15 protein-coding genes are annotated in these 18,594 nt (G+C 54.6%); 7 read left to right on the forward strand and 8 right to left on the reverse strand.

What is annotated here, in order from left to right; genetic code table 11:
* Positions 1 to 55: 55 nt before the first annotated feature.
* Positions 56 to 304 carry a YciN family protein gene (locus NH461_RS05445; RefSeq protein ID WP_261602238.1) on the reverse strand — a complete coding sequence of 83 codons (249 nt, stop codon included), beginning with the start codon at positions 302 to 304 and terminating at the stop codon, positions 56 to 58.
* A gap of 634 nt (positions 305 to 938) precedes the next feature.
* Here NH461_RS05445 and topA point away from each other — a divergent pair.
* Positions 939 to 3,584, forward strand: coding sequence for a type I DNA topoisomerase (gene topA, locus NH461_RS05450; protein WP_261602239.1), 2,646 nt, complete (start codon positions 939 to 941; stop codon positions 3,582 to 3,584).
* Positions 3,585 to 3,704: 120 nt separating this feature from the next.
* On the opposite strand, the gene miaE is transcribed toward topA, so the two are convergent.
* Positions 3,705 to 4,499 carry a tRNA isopentenyl-2-thiomethyl-A-37 hydroxylase MiaE gene (gene miaE / locus NH461_RS05455; RefSeq protein WP_261602240.1) on the reverse strand — a complete coding sequence of 265 codons (795 nt, stop codon included), beginning with the start codon at positions 4,497 to 4,499 and terminating at the stop codon, positions 3,705 to 3,707.
* Between the two features lie 154 nt (positions 4,500 to 4,653).
* Positions 4,654 to 5,415: a DNA repair protein gene (locus tag NH461_RS05460; RefSeq protein ID WP_261602241.1), complete on the reverse strand. Its 762-nt coding sequence runs from the start codon at positions 5,413 to 5,415 to the stop codon at positions 4,654 to 4,656.
* Positions 5,416 to 5,488: 73 nt separating this feature from the next.
* Between NH461_RS05460 and NH461_RS05465 the strand changes: the two genes are divergently transcribed.
* The 4 genes from NH461_RS05465 (at position 5,489) to NH461_RS05480 (ending at position 8,801) form a co-directional block, all read left to right on the forward strand.
* Positions 5,489 to 5,707, forward strand: a complete 219-nt coding sequence (locus NH461_RS05465) for a hypothetical protein (protein WP_261602242.1) — start codon at positions 5,489 to 5,491, stop codon at positions 5,705 to 5,707.
* A gap of 28 nt (positions 5,708 to 5,735) precedes the next feature.
* Positions 5,736 to 6,710, forward strand: a complete 975-nt coding sequence (cysB, locus tag NH461_RS05470) for an HTH-type transcriptional regulator CysB (protein WP_261602243.1) — start codon at positions 5,736 to 5,738, stop codon at positions 6,708 to 6,710.
* Between the two features lie 148 nt (positions 6,711 to 6,858).
* Positions 6,859 to 8,070, forward strand: a complete 1,212-nt coding sequence (locus tag NH461_RS05475; protein WP_261602244.1) for an SAM-dependent methyltransferase — start codon at positions 6,859 to 6,861, stop codon at positions 8,068 to 8,070.
* 2 nt (positions 8,071 to 8,072) lie between these two features.
* Positions 8,073 to 8,801, forward strand: a complete 729-nt coding sequence (locus NH461_RS05480; RefSeq protein ID WP_261602245.1) for a sulfite exporter TauE/SafE family protein — start codon at positions 8,073 to 8,075, stop codon at positions 8,799 to 8,801.
* Here NH461_RS05480 and NH461_RS05485 read toward each other — a convergent pair.
* The 3 genes from NH461_RS05485 to tyrP all read right to left on the reverse strand — a co-directional run bounded on the left by NH461_RS05485 (position 8,798) and on the right by tyrP (position 13,154).
* On the reverse strand, positions 8,798 to 10,789 hold the full coding sequence (locus tag NH461_RS05485) for a putative bifunctional diguanylate cyclase/phosphodiesterase (protein WP_261602246.1): 1,992 nt from the start codon (positions 10,787 to 10,789) through the stop codon (positions 8,798 to 8,800). The genes NH461_RS05480 and NH461_RS05485 overlap by 4 nt on opposite strands.
* A gap of 164 nt (positions 10,790 to 10,953) precedes the next feature.
* A complete protein-coding gene (locus NH461_RS05490) occupies positions 10,954 to 11,820 on the reverse strand; it encodes a DUF3943 domain-containing protein (RefSeq protein WP_261602247.1) in 867 nt (288 codons plus the stop codon).
* A 125-nt stretch (positions 11,821 to 11,945) separates the two neighbouring features.
* A complete protein-coding gene (gene tyrP / locus NH461_RS05495; RefSeq protein WP_261602248.1) occupies positions 11,946 to 13,154 on the reverse strand; it encodes a tyrosine transporter TyrP in 1,209 nt (402 codons plus the stop codon).
* A gap of 556 nt (positions 13,155 to 13,710) precedes the next feature.
* On the opposite strand from tyrP, the gene NH461_RS05500 reads away from it, so the two are divergent.
* Positions 13,711 to 14,928 (forward strand): CinA family nicotinamide mononucleotide deamidase-related protein, encoded by a 1,218-nt coding sequence (locus tag NH461_RS05500; RefSeq protein ID WP_261602840.1) that lies wholly within the window; start codon positions 13,711 to 13,713, stop codon positions 14,926 to 14,928.
* Between the two features lie 325 nt (positions 14,929 to 15,253).
* On the forward strand, positions 15,254 to 16,852 hold the full coding sequence (locus NH461_RS05505; protein WP_261602249.1) for an EAL domain-containing protein: 1,599 nt from the start codon (positions 15,254 to 15,256) through the stop codon (positions 16,850 to 16,852).
* A 307-nt stretch (positions 16,853 to 17,159) separates the two neighbouring features.
* Here NH461_RS05505 and yfaE read toward each other — a convergent pair whose 3' ends face one another.
* Together yfaE and nrdB are read right to left on the reverse strand one after the other, a co-directional pair.
* Positions 17,160 to 17,459, reverse strand: coding sequence for a class I ribonucleotide reductase maintenance protein YfaE (yfaE, locus tag NH461_RS05510; RefSeq protein WP_261602250.1), 300 nt, complete (start codon positions 17,457 to 17,459; stop codon positions 17,160 to 17,162).
* Positions 17,456 to 18,589, reverse strand: coding sequence for a class Ia ribonucleoside-diphosphate reductase subunit beta (gene nrdB / locus NH461_RS05515; RefSeq protein ID WP_261602251.1), 1,134 nt, complete (start codon positions 18,587 to 18,589; stop codon positions 17,456 to 17,458). The genes yfaE and nrdB overlap by 4 nt, the downstream gene beginning before the upstream one ends.
* Positions 18,590 to 18,594: the final 5 nt, after the last annotated feature.

Consider the following 18,594-nt stretch of genomic DNA (forward strand, 5'->3'; position numbering starts at 1 on the left):
CCGATGCGGGGCTGTCATTTTTCTGGCGCACTGGCAGGGTTGATCCGGTGGCCGGTTAGTTGGCCAGGGTAAATTCCGGCGAGAGCTGGTGGGCCAGGTATTTAAACATATTGAACACGGCGGTCGTTTTTTCGGTCGGCAGGCCACGCTCATCGAGGAAATATTCGCCGCGAAAGATCAGGACCTCGTCTTTTTCTTCGACCGATGTGGCGCGCATGCCTTCCTGGTAGGCCTCGTGATCCTGGATCAGCTGGTTGGCAATCATCAGTAAGTCTGCGGCAGCAATCGCTTTTTTCTCGCTCATGGGTGTTCCTCTGTCTGAAGCGGCCAGCCCGTGCAACCGGTCTTGGCGTTGGGCGGTTGAACCTTGGCACTGAACATCAGGCTGTTCGCCCGGGCTTAATGGCGCCAGTGTATTGAAGTTCGTCGCAGAACTCAAATCCACAGGTAAAAGAGGGAATTATGGAAATTGGTTAAAGAGTGTGTGGGTTTGGTGAAAATATCCGCGATTTCTGTGAGCCAAGACAAAAATTCATGGGTTTGAATAGTCAAAGCAGTGCCGAGGTGGTAATCATTAGCGCCCATCGCCTCTTTCCAGAAAGCGGAAAATAGAAAATGAGGCGGCGTTGCGCCACGACAAATACAGCAGGGCAAAGGGTTTAACCTGTCTTTAACAAGTGGGGAAGGGACGAGCAAACAATTCGTTTTCGGCAAAAAGCAGTTGACCTTCCCGGAATGTAGCCCAATATGTAAATACCAGTCACATTAAGTAACTATCTGTCCTGAATCCTGGTTTTTTCTGGCATGACGACCGTTTTAGGAATAGTTATTTAATCAGATTGGTTAGTTAGCGTTGCCGTGCCACTGGGTAAAAATTAACGTGCAACTATTTGTTTTATTATAAAGTTTTGCGAGCACGAGGACGTAATTGAGTCATTATGGGTAAATCTCTCGTTATCGTGGAGTCACCAGCCAAGGCGAAAACTATAAATAAGTACTTGGGTAAGGACTTCATTGTTAAATCAAGCGTGGGTCACGTCCGTGATTTGCCGACGGGTGCACGAAGCACGGGTAAAAAAGCGGCCCCGATCTCTACCAAAGGGTTGAGCGCCGAAGAGAAAGCCCGCATCAAAAAAGAAAAAGAACGTAAGGCGCTGATTAACAAGATGGGGGTCAACCCTTATCAGGCTTGGGAAGCGCACTACGAAGTGCTGCCGGGGAAAGAAAAAGTAGTTCATGAACTACAGAAGCTGGCAGCGGATGCTGACTATGTCTATCTCGCGACCGATTTGGACCGCGAAGGAGAGGCAATTGCGTGGCACCTTCGTGAGCTCATCGGTGGCGATGAGGAACGTTATAAGCGCGTGGTTTTTAACGAGATCACCAAAAATGCAATTCAGCAGGCGTTTGAGCAGCCTGGTGAAGTTAATATCGACGGCGTGAATGCGCAGCAGGCCCGCCGTTTCCTGGACCGGGTGGTCGGCTTTATGGTCTCACCGCTGCTGTGGAAGAAAGTCGCGCGCGGCTTGTCCGCCGGTCGGGTTCAGTCCGTGGCCGTGAAGCTGATCGTCGAGCGTGAGCGCGAAATCAAAGCCTTCACCCCGGAAGAATACTGGGATATGCACGCCAACACCCACACGCAGGGCAGTGATGCCCTGCGCCTGATGGTGGCGCAGCAGGCGGGGAAAGCCTTCCGCCCGGAAAATGAAGCCGATACCATGGCAGCCAAGTCGCTGCTGGCGCAGGCCGCATTCACCGTGGTTGAACGTGAAGACCGCCCGACCAGCAGTAAGCCCTCGGCACCTTACATTACTTCGACGCTGCAGCAGGCGGCCAGTACGCGCCTGGGCTACGGGGTAAAACGGACCATGGGCCTGGCCCAGCGTCTGTATGAAGCCGGTTATATTACTTATATGCGTACCGACTCGACGAACCTCTCTAAAGAAGCGGTCGAATCTGCGCGCGAGTACATCGGCAGCGAGTACGGCGAGAACTATCTGCCGGCCAATCCGAATGTGTACGGCAGCAAAGGCAACGCTCAGGAAGCGCACGAAGCGATCCGTCCTTCCAACGTGGAAGTGAAAGCGGAGCACCTGGAAGGCATGGATCAGGACGCCGTGAAGCTGTACGACCTGATTTGGCGCCAGTTTGTGGCCTGTCAGATGGTTCCGGCAAAATATGATTCCACGACCATTACCGTGGAAGCGGGCGAGTTCACGCTGAAAGCCAAGGGACGCACCCTGCGTTTTGCCGGTTGGACTCAGGTGCAGCGCCCGTCCGGAAAGAACGAAGATACCACCTTACCGATGGTTCATGTCGGTGAGACACTGAAGCTGGAGAGCCTCGAGCCGAAGCAGCACTTTACCAAGCCACCGGCACGCTTTACTGAAGCTGCGCTGGTTAAAGAGTTGGAAAAACGTGGTATTGGCCGTCCGTCGACCTATGCGTCTATTATCTCGACCATTCAGGACCGGGGTTATGTGCGGGTTGATCAGCGTCGTTTCTATGCCGAGAAAATGGGTGAAATTGTGTCTGACCGTCTGGACGAGAGCTTCTCGGATCTGATGGACTATGATTTTACCGCCCGGATGGAAAACAACCTGGACAAGATTGCCGAAGGCCAGGTGAACTGGAAGAGCGTGCTGGATCAGTTCTTCAGCGATTTCTCTGCCGAGCTGGAAAAAGCAGAGTGCGATGAAGAAGAAGGCGGCATGAAGCCGAACAAGATTGTGCTGACCGACATCGCGTGTCCGACCTGCGGTCGCCCGATGGGGATCCGCACTGCATCCACCGGGGTGTTCCTCGGCTGTTCTGGTTACGCGCTGCCGCCGAAAGAGCGTTGCAAAACCACCATTAACCTGGGGGATGAGGAAGGGATCGTCAATGTCCTGGAGGAAGACGTGGAAACGGCAGCCCTGCGTGCCAAGAAGCGTTGTCCGAAATGTGACACGGCGATGGATGCCTACCTGATCGACCAGGAGCGCAAACTGCATGTTTGCGGTAACAACCCGCTCTGTGACGGCTACATCGTCGAGAAAGGGGAGTTCAAACTCAAGGGCTATGATGGCCCGGTGATTGAGTGTGATAAGTGTGGCTCGGACATGGAGCTGAAGAACGGTCGGTTCGGTAAGTACATGGGCTGTACCAACGACGGCTGTAAGAACACACGGAAGATTCTGAAAAACGGTGAAATTGCGCCGCCGAAAGAAGACCCGGTACACTTCCCGGAACTGCCGTGCAGCCAGGATCCAGATGCGTACTTCGTGCTGCGCGACGGGGCTTCCGGTCTGTTTATGGCCGCCAGTACGTTCCCGAAATCCCGGGAAACCCGTGCGCCGTTGGTCTCCGAGCTGGCCCAGTTTAGGGATCGTCTGTCGCCGAAGTTTGCTTACCTGGCTGATGCGCCGCAGGCCGATCCGGATGGTCGTCCGACCGTGGTACGCTTTAGCCGTAAAACGAAGGAAAACTATATTCGTTCGGAAATCGACGGCAAGCCTTCCGGCTGGACCGGGCTGTTCATTGACGGGAAATGGGAAATTACCGACAAGCGTAAAAAGCCGAAAGCTGAAAAATCGGAAGACTAATCCGACATAAAAAACCGCCGAAAGGCGGTTTTTTTATGGCTGAACGCGATAGCGCAACGTTGGCTTGAGCAGAGATAGGTGACATCGAGTGGGATGACGCCACCTCAACGGCTGATGTGCTCAGGCTGCTTGGCAGTCTGCGGCTGGGACACCGCTGTGGAAACGGAAGCTGTCATCCGGCTGGGTGATCAGCTCCGCTTCCCGGGCGCCGATGGCTTTCACCCGCGCCGTGATGTCTTCTCCGGCAATGGCTTCAGCCAGGGTCAGATAATCCTGATAATGGCGCGCCTCGGAGCGCAACAGCGAGATATAGAACTTCTTCAGCTCTTCATCAAGAAATGGCGCCAGCTTGGCAAATCGCTCACAGGAGCGGGCTTCGATATACGCGCCGACAATCAGCTTATCGACCAGAGTGCCCGGCTCGTGGGTGCGGACCACTTTCATCAGCCCTCGGGCGTAGCGACCGGCACGCAGGCTGCTGTAAGGGATCCCGCGGCTCTCCATAATCTCGAGCACCTGTTCAAAGTGATGGAACTCTTCTTTGATCAGGCGAACCATCTTCTCAATCAGCTCCTGGCCATGGGCAAAATCGCAGCGGGGTGTCAGCGGCGCCGACAGGCCGTTTTTCTTGCCGTGGAACGTGCGGGTATCGCGCAGCTTGCCATAAACGAAATCTTCATAAGGCTTGGCCCAGGCCAGCAGCGCCTGGCCACTGTCGGCATCAACGGCGTACTTGCGGATCAGGAACATGGCCGTCTGGCTGGCCTTCAGTTCACAATTGCAGTGGTCGACCAGCAGGGCCGTGAGGTTCTCCGGTTTTCGGGCTTCCTGGATCCAGCTGTCGGGGGTGTCGCACTGAAGGAATTGTTTGATTGGCGATAACAGCTCGTCAATCATGCGCTGAGTGTCGTTCATGGGCATTCGCGTTGGGTCTGATAGTCAGTTAAACAGGAAATGAGGCGGGGAGTATAGCAAGTTCTGCCGGTTGCGTCTCAGTCGGCACACGGCAAGGGTTGAGAGATCAAAAAAGGCCGCGATGGCGGCCTTTTTTTCCGGTTCATATCACGGGTTACCATTTTCGCTTCGGCTGGAACAGCACATCCAGATCATCCTGCTCGCGTTCGATGATTTGCTGACGCTCAAGCTCATGGCTTTGATTCTGGCTGTCATCAATTTCATGCAGCATGGTCTGGAGCTTTTCCCGGACCTGGTTGGCATAGCCGTCATTTTTACTGGCCAGCACATCAATGCCCTTTTTGAGCAGCTGCTTGGCTGTGCCCAACTGGCGCTTGGCCTTGGCATCGTTGGCACGTTTGATGACGTTTTCAATGTTGATCCGGAGCTGGATCCCTTCCAGGCGGGCATTTTCGGTCACAAAGGCCTGGGTTGGGAATCGGCCTTTACTGTGCTCATTACGGATCACGGTTTTCAGGCGTTTCACCAGCTGCAGCATGCCAATGGCCTGTTTGTCGGTGCTTGGCACCTTGAACGGGGTAATATCGGCGTTGGAATAGTTTTCCTGCAACTGGCGAATTTGTTCATTTACATTGCGGATCCGCGGCGGCAGGCTTTTGTCGGACGGATCGGTTTCACTCATGCTTTCCAGTGAGTGCAAAACGCGTTGGTTCAGACACACCAGAAGCTCTTTACTGTAAGGCAGGTGATGGGCGTTTCCAATCAGCTCTTCCGTCGCATCAATGGCGGCAATGAATTTGGCCAGTTCCTGATTCTTTGCACTTTCAAGGCGTTGGCGATACTGAACGATCACGTTGTAACCAATAACCAAGATCAGCAATAGTGAAATCAGGCCAATCATTAAAGGGATACTCATAAGATACGTCTGTCTTCCGTGCGTTTGAACGAGCCTCATAAGATACACTATCTGTGAATCCCGGGATAGCGCGGTGGTGAATTTTGCTAGCTTTATCTGTTTATCCGCAGCTTTTGATGGCGCTGGCTTACTTGCGGGAACAACTCAGGTATCATTTTGCCTCGGTCAACAATCGGCCGCCATTTTTCTGAACAAAAAGCGGGCTTGTCCGGGCGGTTTCGCCAAAGAAATGCTAGGAAAGTGGTGGGATTCGATATATAACATGATGAAATACATGGTTGCACTGATATGATGTAACGGACTATAAGTTGGGCGGTACCATGAAATTACAACAGTTAAGATATATTGTTGAGGTGGTGAATCATAACCTCAACGTTTCTTCGACAGCAGAAAGCCTCTATACCTCTCAGCCGGGGATCAGTAAACAGGTTCGGTTACTGGAAGACGAGCTGGGTATCCAGATTTTCGAGCGCAGCGGCAAACACCTGACCAAGGTGACGCCGGCCGGGGAAGAAATTGTCCGCATCTCGCGGGATATTCTGTCGCGGGTTGAAAGCATTAAGGCCGTGGCCGGGGAGCATACCCATCCGGAAATGGGGACGCTGAATATTGCCACCACGCATACCCAAGCGCGTTACGCGCTGCCTTCCGTGATCCAGGGATTTACCGCACGGTATCCGAAAGTGTCCCTGCATATGCACCAGGGGACCCCCTCTCAGATTGCGGATGCCGTGGCCAAGGGGACCACGGATTTTGCGATTGCCACCGAAGCCCTGCACCTGTATCAGGATATGATCATGTTGCCGTGCTATCACTGGAATCGTTCGATTGTGGTGAAAGCCGATCATCCGCTGGCCAAGAAGTCTGAAATTACGATTCATGATCTGGCCGCATATTCGCTGGTGACCTATGTCTTCGGTTTTACCGGCCGTTCCGAGCTCGACAGTGCGTTTAACCGCTCCGGCCTGACGCCGCGTATTGTCTTTACCGCAACCGATGCTGATGTGATTAAAACCTATGTCCGTCTGGGCATTGGTGTCGGGGTGATTGCCAGCATGGCGATGGATCCGGAGACGGATGATGATTTGGTGGCAATTGATGCCAGCCATATCTTTGAAGCCAGTACAACCAAGATTGGCTTTAAGAAAGGCACTTTCCTGCGCAGCTACATGTACGATTTCATGGAGCGGTTTGCCCCGCACCTGACCCGCAATGTGGTGGATCAGGCCGTGGCACTGAAAACCAATGCTGAAATCGAAGCCATGTTTGCCAGTATGGCGTTGCCGGTCCGCTGACGGGTTGCCTCGCAGAAATCGACCGAATATGCCCCGGGGCTGTCACACGACAGCCCTTTTTGTTTGCCTGCACCAGAACGGGGTAGGTAGATGTGTTTCACTGGTATAAAATACCGGCCTTGCTACTATCCCCCTGAGAGTTCAACCCATGACAGGAAATTCGCCGCGGTTTTGTCGTCTGGACAAGCTGCTGACAGACAATCGTGCGTTCTGGCAGTTCATGCCGTTTGCATCGCCCGAGCTGGTTTGGCAACACAGCCATCCGGCGCTGTGTGAATGGCTGGACGGGCTGAGTGATGCGGCGATCGCCGAATATCTGCAGGATGGCGAATCGCTGGCGCAGGCCTTGTCCCCCTGGTTGCCAGATGCGCCGGAGTTGTATCACCTGTCACAGCTTGAATCTCTGGTGGATCTGACAGACTGCGGTCCTGAATTTGCCTGGCCCAAGGGGCTGGAGGTCGGGATCCCGGGACGCAAATGGCAGCAGATCACTGCGTTTAACCAAGCCATTCCGATGCTGAAGCTGCCTTTGCTGGAGTGGTGTGCCGGGAAAGGGCACCTGGGGCGGGTGTTGGCGGTTCGTCATCAGATGCCGGTCGTCAGCCTGGAGTGGCAGCAAGCTTTGTGTGAAGACGGAGAGATTGCCGCGCGGCGGCTGCAACTGCCGATCCGGTTTGTGCATGCCGATGCCTTTGATCCGGCCAGTGCGGCGCATGTGGTGGCAGAGCAACATGCCGTGGCGCTGCACGCCTGTGGCGACTTGCATGTGTCACTGTTGCAGCAGGTGGCTGCACGTCAGGGAAAAGCAGTGACGATTTCACCGTGTTGTTATCACCTGATCCGCGCTCCCCATTACCAGCCGTTGTCTCAGGCGGGTCGGGAAAGTCAGTTACAGCTGAGCAAGCATGATCTGCGGTTGCCGCTGCAGGAAACCGTCACGGCCGGGCAGCGGGTTCGCCGTCAGCGCCGGGCTGAGGTGAGTTTCCGGCTGGGATTCGACAGCCTGCAACGCCATCTGCGCGGCAGTGATTCGTATCTGCCGGTACCGAATGTGCAAAAAGCCCAGTTGAACGAGGGTTTTGCCAGCTTCTGCCGTTGGGCGGCCGAGAAGAAGCAACTTGAGCTCCCGGCTGCGATTGATTTTGAGCATTGGTTACACTTGGGCGAGCAACGTTTTGCCCGGGTCGAGCGGATGGAGCTGGTACGCCAGTTGTTCCGTCGGCCGCTGGAGATGTGGCTGATTGAAGATCGGGCCGGCTTTTTGGCCGAGGCCGGTTATCAGGTCACGGTCGGGACGTTTTGCGACAAGCCCGTCACCCCGCGCAATATTCTGATCCACGCCGAACGAAAGGATAACTGAGGATGGAAACCAGCACCCTGGTCTATTGTGCCCTGGCATTGGCTGCGGGCTGCTTTGTACAAAGTACTGTCGGCTTCGGGATGGCCATTGTCGCCGCGCCGATTGTCTATTTCTTTGAGCCGCGGTTTGTCCCGGGCACCATTACCATGGTTGGATTGGTGCTGGCGCTGATTAATATGTGGCAGTACCGCCGGATGCTCTCGTTTAAGGGGCTGTCGGCAGCGTTTATCGGCCGGGTGCCGGGAACCATCGCCGCCGGGTTCCTGCTGCTTTACATCAGTGCCGAATCGCTGGCGCTGGTACTCGGTGTTGGGGTGTTGCTGGCGGTGGTGATCAGCCTGATGAAAGTGCGGATTAAGCCGACCGGTAAAGCTCTCTTTTGGGCCGGGTTTGCTTCCGGGCTGATGGGGACCAGCACCAGCATCGGCGGTCCGCCGATGGCGTTAGTGCTGCAACATGCCGAAGCCGGGAAGCTGCGGGCGAACTTAGCCGGTTACTTTGCCTTTAGCTGTGTACTGTCGCTGATTGCCCTGAGTGCCACCAACCACTTCAGCTGGTGGCATTTTCAATATGGTGTGATGATCCTGCCGGCGCCGATCCTGGCGACCTGGCTGGCATACCGGATCCAGCATCTGATCCGGGCCGAGTGGCTGCGCTATGCCTTGTTGGTGCTGTGCTCTGTTTCCGGCGTCATCGCCATCTGGCAGGGCGTCAGCCCGCACTGGGCCTAGCTGGCCAGTACATCCACCGAGGACCGAGGGCTGGCCGGGATGCTGTTGAGCAGCCTGAAATTGCTGGCCTCCAGCTCGGCCGGCGGCATCGGTCTGCCCAGGTAATACCCCTGGCAGTAATCAAACTGACACTGCTGCAAGTACTGCAATTGCTTGAGGGTTTCGACGCCTTCGGCGACCACCTTTAACTCCAGTTTTTCACAAATCGCCCGGGTCGCTTCGATGATCGCCTGGCTGCTTTTGTGCTCGCCCTGCACAAAACTCTGATCCAGTTTGACGGTACTGATCGGCAGATCCTGCAGTTGGGACAGGGATGAATATCCGGTGCCGAAGTCGTCGAGATACAGCTCCAGTCCTAACCCGGCCAGCGCATCCAGGCATTGTTTGGCTTCGTCGTAGTCCTGCAGCATGGTGGACTCCGTCAGCTCCAGCGCCAGTTGCGAGGGTTGGATGTCATACTGGAGCAGCAACGCTTCGATCGCCGGCGCCAGGCTGGCCTGGAGCTGTGCCCGGGACAGGTTAACGCTGATAATAAACCGGCGCTGATATTTCTCCGACCACGCCGCCAGTTGTTGGCAGGCGGTTTTCAGGATCCAGTGGCCGAGCGGGACAATCTGCCCGGTTTCTTCAGCCAGGGGGATGAATTCGGCCGGGGAGACCTGGCCCAATTCCTCATCGTACCAACGGATCAGTGCTTCAAATCCCTTTAGCTGGTGGCTGGCCAAGTCCACGATGGGTTGATAGTAGAGGTCAAAATTGTTGGTTTCCAGTGCCAGGGTCAGGTGATGACGCAGGGTCATTTTGCGATACAGGGCATCTGCCATGTCCGGCGAGAAGTGATGGCTGCGGTTGCGGCCGCGTTGTTTGGCCCGGTGCATCGCCATATCGGCCTGGATGATCAAGGTGTCAATCTCTTGGGCATCCTCGGGGAAGCTGGCGATCCCGATGCTGCACCCGACCGAGAGATCGCCGACTTCCTTGAGGTGGAACGGCTTGTTCAGTGCGGCGATGATCGACTTGGCAAATCGGGCGGGCGAGTCGATATTGCGGTGCTCCACCTGAATAATGAACTCGTCTCCCCCAAATCGCGCCAGCAACCCCCTGTTTTTAACCCGGTCCAGGATCCGGATGGCAACGGCGCGCAGCAGTTTGTCGCCAATCGCGTGGCCATAGGTATCGTTTACCAGCTTAAACCCGTCCAAATCCAGGAAAAACAGGCTATACGGCTGACAAGAGTGTTGGTACTCAGTAATCGCTTTCGTCAGGCCTCGGCGGTTGAGCAGGCCGGTCATAAAATCATGTTCGGCGTTATAGCGGGCCTTACTGAGCTGCTCCTTTTCCTGATTGATATTGATCAGGCTGAGCAGCAGTTGGTGTTTATCCTGCAACCATTGGCCGTGAATCCGAAACCAGCAATGGCTGCGGCCGGTCCAGCATAACTTTTTCAACTGCACCGTTTGTTGATCACGGGTTTCTGCCAACCAGCGCTCAGCCAGATCGGTGTCGCCGACAAAACTCGCTAGATCGGATAACTGACTGCCAAAGGCCTGCTCAAAGGCGGTGTTGGCGCTCAGAAGCGCACCGTCAGCGGAGAACAAGAGGGCTAAATTGGTACAACCGGAAAAGGCCAGCTCTCGTCTGAGGGTGGATTCTTCATCAAGCACTTCAACCAGCATGGCCAGTCTGCCGTCCGGCAGCGGGATACCGGAGAAATGGCACAGGGCTTTTTTCTCCCGGCCTTTAGGGGTGAAAGACCACCAGGTTTTGATGGCTTCCCCGGCGACAAAGCGTTGCTGGTAGACTTCCAGCTGCGCGCGGACGGCCTGGGTCATATCAAGCCCCAGATCCCGGGCGGTCAGTTCCTCAAGGGACGCTGCTTCCCAAAGCGGGAGTGAGGCCGGATTGGCCCACAGAATTTTCTGGTGCTGGATGTCGAATACCCAAACGGGTGACTGAAGGCGCTCAAAAAGCGAAAAAGTATGGTTCATGACCAAGGCTGGATGTTAATGATATATATAGTAACAACAGGTTATATGAAAACGGTCTTGCTCAGTACGCAGAGAAGAAGAAAGCGTGATATGCATCCACGAACAGGAAGCTGGATGGATTAAACCATTGAAGCATAGGTGAAAAAAGTATAATGACTTTTTCGTTAGTACTCGATGGACAGGCGTAGGCCAATAAATGGGTCGGTGTTCGGGGTCGGCGGTGCCGGATTGTGCAACTGGGGAGAGGGTACCACGCGCCACGGGGTCGTGGTCAGTTGGAAGTGAACGCCCTGATCCCAACAGTCATTGACCCAGTGATGAATGTGTCCCACCGGGTTGAGCAGGAATAAACTGACGTCCCCCAAAAACGCCGAATGCATGACGCGACTGCCGTTGGCTACAATCTCCGCTTCGGTCTGGAGCATCCATTCCCCCACCGCCGCACCGAAGACGGGTGTGACAATCAAATCCTGAATCGAGGGCCGCTCGGCAATGGCCTCGATGCCGTATTCCCAATAAAACGTCGATAGGGCTGCAGAATAGAGAAATGACTCCCAGATCTCGAAACCGGCATGGCGGGCAGTCGTGTAGTAAACGCCGCCGAAGTAAGGGTGCGTGACGTAGTTCAGAAAGTGGTCGTCCTCATCCCAAACAGGTCCTGAAGTGACATTGTCGAGCCATTTTTGCGCCACACTATCGGGACTGCGCTCTTCTGTTCCCCAATGGGTGACACTCTCCGGAAGCAGGGTCATCAGGGCGGCGGTCGCGACGCTCAGGCCCAGAATGGTGTAGGACTGGGCTTTGAGATACGGCCAGTCTTTCTCTTCGGCCGGTACCAGGTATAAAGGTAATGTTTCGGGGAGATCATCGGAGGGCGCAGCAACGGTTACAGGAAGGGAGGCGGGGATGTGGTACAGAAACAGATCGGGTGTTGAAGGGTCAGATATAGGCTCGTCAGCGGGCGAGGCGGGAAAGCTGAGGAGCATGCTCAGCGACAGACATGTCGGGTAAAGGATGCGGCTGAGTCGCAATCGGGGCTCCTACCTGAAGTTGTTCAGTCAGTGCCCTTAAGTATCAGTGAAAACAAGGCAAAAACCCACCAAGAAAAAAGGCTTGCACAGCAAGCCTTTGGATCAATGCCGTTTCAAGGCTGCGATTATCCTACCGCAGGGATCACCCCGGCCATTTGTAAAAATTGCGCAGAAATGATCAGGATCCCGGTACCTGTTGCCGCCATCAGGGCCGCAGAGCCGCCACGGACCTGGTAACTGTCGTCTTGGGCCGGACGCTGGCGACGTTGGGCTTTCACCATCGCAACCGGCAGGAAAATGGCCAGGATCACCAGGGCGATGGCCGCGAAACCAAGGGCCATAATGAAGCCTTGCGGGTAAAACAGGGCAAAGCACAGCGGCGGAACAAAGGTGATCAGGGCGGTCTGTAGTCTGCCGGATCCGGTGGTGCCGCGGTTTAAACTGTCTGCCATGAAGTCGAACAGACCTAGACTGACGCCGAGGAAGGACGTCGCCAGAGCCAGATCAGCGAATATGGAAACGGACTGGCTGACGGTCGGGTTGTGCAGCAGCTCACTCAGGGTGGCAATAAAGGCACCCAGCGTGGTACTGGCCATCAGATCCGGCTGACTGAGCACGCCCTGGCTGGCCACTTGCCACAGGACGTAGATCACCAGGGGTGTCGCCGAACCCAGGATCATGATCTTACGCAGGGACTTCATGTCCAGACCCACGTAGCGAACAATCGACGGAATGCTGCCGTGAAAGCCGAACGAAGTAAAAATCACCGGCAGGGCAGACAGCAGCAGGCCTTTTTGGACCGGCATTTCAACCAGATGGACACTCTGGACGTGCGGCGCCAGCAGGACCAGCATGGTCGCTAGGGCAACCAGCTTGAGGGTGAACAGGGCGCGGTTGACGAGATCCACGGAGTGGGTGCCGATGCAGACAATCGCGCCGAAAATCACTGTAAACAGGACCGTGCTGGTCTGCGCGCTGATCTCAAGGCCCATCCAGTTATTCAGTTTATCATTCAGCTGGGCACCACCTCCGGCGATGTAGGCCGCGCACAGGGAGTAGAACAGGAACATCACGGCAAAGCCGGCAACGAGCTGGCCTTTGCGTCCGAGGAGTTGTCGTGCCAGGGTGTGTAGGGTGGCATTTTGATCCGCATGTTGATGGACTTCTAACATTAACAGGGCGGTGTAAATCATCAGCGCCCAGAGTCCGAGCATGGTCAGGGTTGCGGTGGCAAAGCCGAGGCCGGCTGAGGCCAGGGGAAGTGCCAGCATGCCAGCACCGATGGTGGTCCCGGCGATGATCAGGGTACTGCCGAAGGTTTTGTTCATAGACATTGGGTTGAAGCTCCCGGTTATTTTCTTTTGTTTTATGAGGGAGATAGCGTGCAAACTGCCTGTGATTGTACTCTCCCGGTTTTTGGGTTGAGGACTGAGTTTAGTTGGGTCTCCAACTTTTGCCTCAAGGGGTGGGGCGGCCACAATCGCACGAACAAGATAAAGAGGGTATAAGTGTTAACTTATCTTTACAACTGGTCGAGCCATTGTGGCTATCGATAGAAGGTATTGCGGTGGTGCTTATTCATGCGATATCCGTATTTTTCTAGTGATAAAAACTGATTTGGTCGGGTGTGACCCCTCAATCTCTGGATTGCTACCTTAAAGATGGATGCCTCTCCTGTCAACCTTTGTGATACACAGTGTAAATATATAGTTACACTCGGTGTTGATTTCTATTGCGGGAAGCGGGTGGTGTCTGGCTGGTTGGGTGATCTGCAGTGGTATTTTCTCTGTTCTATCGGCTTCATACTGATGTCATTTTTAGTGGAAACTGGTGTAAGGTGTATAACAGTTCGATAACAATTATGATGAGGAAGAGCGCGTGCGGGTAGCAATGATCAGTACCGGTGAAGAAGTGTTGCATGGCGATATTGTCGATACCAATGCAGCGTGGTTGTCGCGGCTGTTTTTTCAACACGGGTTTCCTTTGTCCCGTCGGACCACCGTTGGGGATCAGCTGGCTGATCTGGCAGCAGAGATCGAGCACTGTAGCCTGACGGCAGATATCGTGGTGGTGAACGGCGGACTTGGCCCGACCACTGATGATTTAACGGCACAGGCCGCGGCCATTGCAGCAGACAGCGGGTTGGAGCAATCGGAGCACTGGGTGGCGCAGATGGAAGCCAAATATCAGGCCATGGGGCGGGAGATGCCGTCAACCAATCTGAAGCAGGCCATGCTGCCGGAAGGGGCGGAGCTATTGGATAATCCGGTCGGAACAGCCTGCGGGTTTGCCATGAAGCTGAACCGGGCCTGGTTGTACTTCACTCCCGGTGTCCCAAGCGAATTCAAGCGTATGGTTGAACATGAGATCCTGCCCCGGCTGAAACAGCGTTTTGAGGTGATTGCGGCGTTAGATTGCCATCGTTTTTATACCTTCGGTCTGTCTGAGTCCGGGATTGGTCAGACGCTCGCCGCGATTCAGTTACCGGCGGGCTATCAGCTCGGTTATCGCTCTTCCCTGCCGTTTATTGAGGTGAAGCTGTTCGCTCCCCGTGATGATGTTCAGGCAAGGGATATTCAACAGCAACTGGTGGCGTGTCTGGGCGACAATGTGGTGAGTGTGGATCAACAGTTGGCCACGCACGTAGGTCAGTTGCTGCAATCTTCAGCCCTGGATTTGATGGTGATTGAGCAATCCTCCGGCGGCTGGCTGACGAACTGGCTGCACAGTGATCCCCTGTGCCGTCAGGCACTGCGGATTGGCCAAACTCAGGCGATGGATCCCGGTGGGCAGGAACGCTCACTGGCTGCGATGATGGCTTATGCGACGGAAGAGCGGGCACAGTCCGGCGCGGCACTGGCGCTGATCTCAGGGGCGTGGGGCGAGCGTGGCTTCCAGGTCGGCTTGGTGACGCCGACCGGTTGCTGGTCCCAGTGGGTTGCGACCCGACGGGAGTATAGCGATCAGGCACGTCGCACGCTGGTGGCGACGGTGATGCTGGATATGCTGCGGCGCTATCTGGATACGCAACCAGTGATCGGCCAGTATGAGTTTCTGACCTGTGCAGAGCAGCTTCAGCTCCCGGTGCAGGCGGTTTGCGCAGAGTAAACCCGCTGAGCAGACATCGTGCGATGGATTGAATGAGGCCGCCGTCAGGCGGCTTTTTCGTGCCTGAAAGGCTTGTTCGCTTCAGGAGACGGTACCGGCTTTTATTTGCAACTATCAATGTATTAAACAAATTTGTGTGAAACATTTCGTGCTACCGGAAAATTCCCTTGATTTTGTGGTGTTATTTGCATGGGTTTCTTTTTATTTATTATGAAACTGGGTAACATCATTCCGGCTTTAAAATTTGATACGGCTTCCAAGTTTCTTTCAGTGTTGCTGCAAGATTTCAATAATTGTTTAAGTGATGATGAGATATCGGTTTCGTATGGGAACAAAACCGCAGGATCATGGAAAACGCGCTGGTTTGAACCGGCTATTGCTGCGTGATATTGCCGTGATTTATTTGCTGACCTTTCTGGTCAGTGTGCCTTTTTATTTCTGGAAGCTTCATTCAGATTTGACCGGCCTGGGCGTGTCGGCACTGGCCCGGATTGATCAATTTGTTGATCAAACAGCCAATAGCCTGGTACCGCTGGTCAGCCAACCTAAAACCTGCTCGCCATCTGAAGTGGCACAGCTCAGAGAAACGGTTTTTCGTTCTTACCGGGTCAAAGAAATTGGCCTGATCCGCCCGAAAGGGGAGGTGTTCTGTACCAGTAACCTCGGGCCGACCTCGATTCAAATCTATGCCAAGACCCTCAGCCGATGGCATCAGGCCGCTGATGGCCGGACCCTGGCGCTGGTGCGGGCTAAAACCGGGCGAACCCATTCGCTTTTTGTTTACCTGCAAGGTCCCCATGGGATGGGGGCCAATGCCTTGATCCCGCCGGATGTTCTTAATGAGCTGGTTGGCAAGGGCTTCCCGTTCCCGGAGCTGCCGTTTGCGGTCAAAGTGGCCGGCAACGCCCTCGCGGGCGTGGTGAATGCGCCGCTGGAAGCGGGCGAGATGGATCCGGATACCCTGAGCTTTCATTCCTCGCAAAATCCGGTTGAACTGCAGTTTCTGGTGACACCGGCGTTTCAGCGGGCCTATATGCTGGAGCAGTGCTGGATCCCGCTGGTGCTGGGTAGCCTGTTCAGTGCCATTTATGCGTTTATCAGCCGTCGCCGGGTTGCCCGACAGTCATTACCGGCCACCTTTGAGTGGGCGCTGAAAAACAAGGAGCTGGAAGTCTTCTTTCAGCCGATCATGGATACGGATCTCGGCGGACCACTGGGGTTTGAGCTTCTGTTGCGCTGGCACCATCCGGTCCACGGGATTATCTCGCCGATGATTTTTATTCCGCTGGCCGAGCAGCTGGGCAAGATTGGCGCCCTGACTGATTTTGTGATCGAAACGGCCATCGGGTTTATTGAGAAAAATCCGGGCCTGATGAAGTCGCGCTACCTGGCGATTAATGTGAGCCGCCAGCTCTTGCTCGATGAACATTTTGCCGAGCGGGTCTGTCGTCGTTGCGGGCGCAGCCAGCATCTGATCCGTCACTTGTTGCTGGAAGTGACCGAAGATCTGGCTTTTTCCGATCAGGAGATGGATCGAGCCATTACTCAGTTGCATTTGCTGCAACAGCATGGGTTTCGGATCGCCGTCGATGATTTCGGCACCGGGTATTCGGGGCTGGATTTGCTGCGCCGGTTCCCGTTTGATGTGGTGAAAATTGACAAGGTGTTTATCAAAGAACTGCTGCCGGAAGGCAATGCCGTGGCGTTGCTGGATTCGATGATTGGGCTTGCGGACGGCTTAGGGATGGTGGTGATTGCCGAGGGGGTCGAAACCGCCCAGCAGGCGGATAGCCTGCTCCAGCGGGGGGTGAATCATCATCAGGGCTTTTACTATGCCAAACCCATGCCGCAGTCTGTATTGTTATCCTGGCTGGCCACGGTCGGCGTCGCTAAACCCGTCGTCGCGATGGCCGCAGAAGCGTAAGAAGATACGTCGCAAAAAAGAAGAGGATTCAGCAGGAATTCCAATCAAAGTAAGTGTTCAGAAATATCGCAGGAAATTGGTTGAGAACAATGCAGCGTTTTTAGATCAGTAGTTATTCTACAATCAAAAATTCTAACGCAGTTATCGAGCATTTGAACAAGTGAGGATGACCCCTAATTTACTGCGATTGGTATGACAGGGGATGTATCTCAGCCGCAACCGGAGATGACTGGTACCAGCGCCTGGCTGTAATATTGCGTAGAAGAGTGTTGTTCCGCTCTTGTTCGGAGCGCGGTAAAGGAATGGCTTAGCGGTTGACGACATCGCTATCTGGCTGTTCAGCCGGGGCCAACTGGTAGTTAAACTCGAGTTCGAGATGACTTTTCGGCACGGCGCAACAGGTGAGGATTTCATTGGGGCCGACAAAGGCCATGGCGTCTTGTTGATCGACGGCGCCGACCTTGAGTTTGCAGCGACAAGCACCGCACATGCCGTTTCGGCACTGGTATTCGGGCTGAAAACCGGCGTTTTCGAGCTGAACCAGCAACGGTTCGCGGCTGTTGCCGCAAACCGTTTGGCCGTTAACCTTGAAGGTTAATCGACTCATAGCTCGAAATCACCCAGATCGTCAGAGCTGACATCATTGTCGATCTGACCGACCAAGTAGGAGCTGATTTCTGCTTCCTGTGGCGCCACTTGAACGTTGTCAGAAGACAACCAGGCATTGATCCACGGGATTGGGTTCTGGGTTGCGCCCGGGTAGGCATGCTCCAGGCCCACAGCTGCCATACGCAGGTTGGTGATATACTCAACGTACTGACACAGGATGTCTTTGTTCAACCCGATCATCGAACCGTCTTTGAACAGGTATTCCGCCCACTCTTTTTCCTGCTCGGCCGCTTCCTTGAACAGGGTGAAACATGCCTGGGCACATTCCTGAGCAATTTCTGCCATTTCCGGATCGTCCTGGCCGGTACGCATCAGGTTCAGGATGTGCTGGGTGCCGGTCAGGTGCAGCGCCTCATCACGGGCGATCAGCTTGATGATCTTGGCGTTGCCTTCCATCAGCTCACGCTCGGCAAAAGCAAACGAGCAGGCAAAGCTGACATAGAAGCGGATCGCTTCCAGTGCGTTGACCGACATCATGCACAGGTACAGCTTTTTCTTGATGTCACGCAGGTTCACGGTGATGGTTTCACCGTTCACGGTATGCGTCCCTTCGCCTAGGCGGTGGTAGTCGCTGGTGGCGTTGATCAGATCATCGTAGTACTTAGAGATATCACCGGCGCGCTTGATAATGTGCTCGTTATCGACGATATCGTCAAAAACCACTGACGGGTTGGTGACGATATTGCGGATAATATGCGTATAAGAGCGGGAGTGAATGGTCTCAGAGAACGACCAGGTTTCAATCCAGGTTTCCAGCTCAGGAATCGAGACGATTGGCAGCAGGGCCACGTTCGGGCTGCGACCTTGAATCGAGTCCAGCAGGGTCTGGTACTTCAGGTTACTGATGAAGATATGGCGCTCGTGATCCGGGAGATTGTTATAGTCAATCCGATCGCTGGAGACGTCTACTTCTTCCGGGCGCCAGAAAAACGAAAGCTGTTTCTCAATCAGCTTTTCAAAAATTTCGAATTTTTGCTGGTCATAGCGCGCCACATTGACGGGCTGGCCAAAGAACATCGGCTCGTGGAGCTGATTGTTATTGGTTTGACAGAAAGTGCTGTATGCCATTTTAT

The organism is Photobacterium sp. TY1-4 (genome assembly GCF_025398175.1).
Classification (GTDB): domain Bacteria; phylum Pseudomonadota; class Gammaproteobacteria; order Enterobacterales; family Vibrionaceae; genus Photobacterium.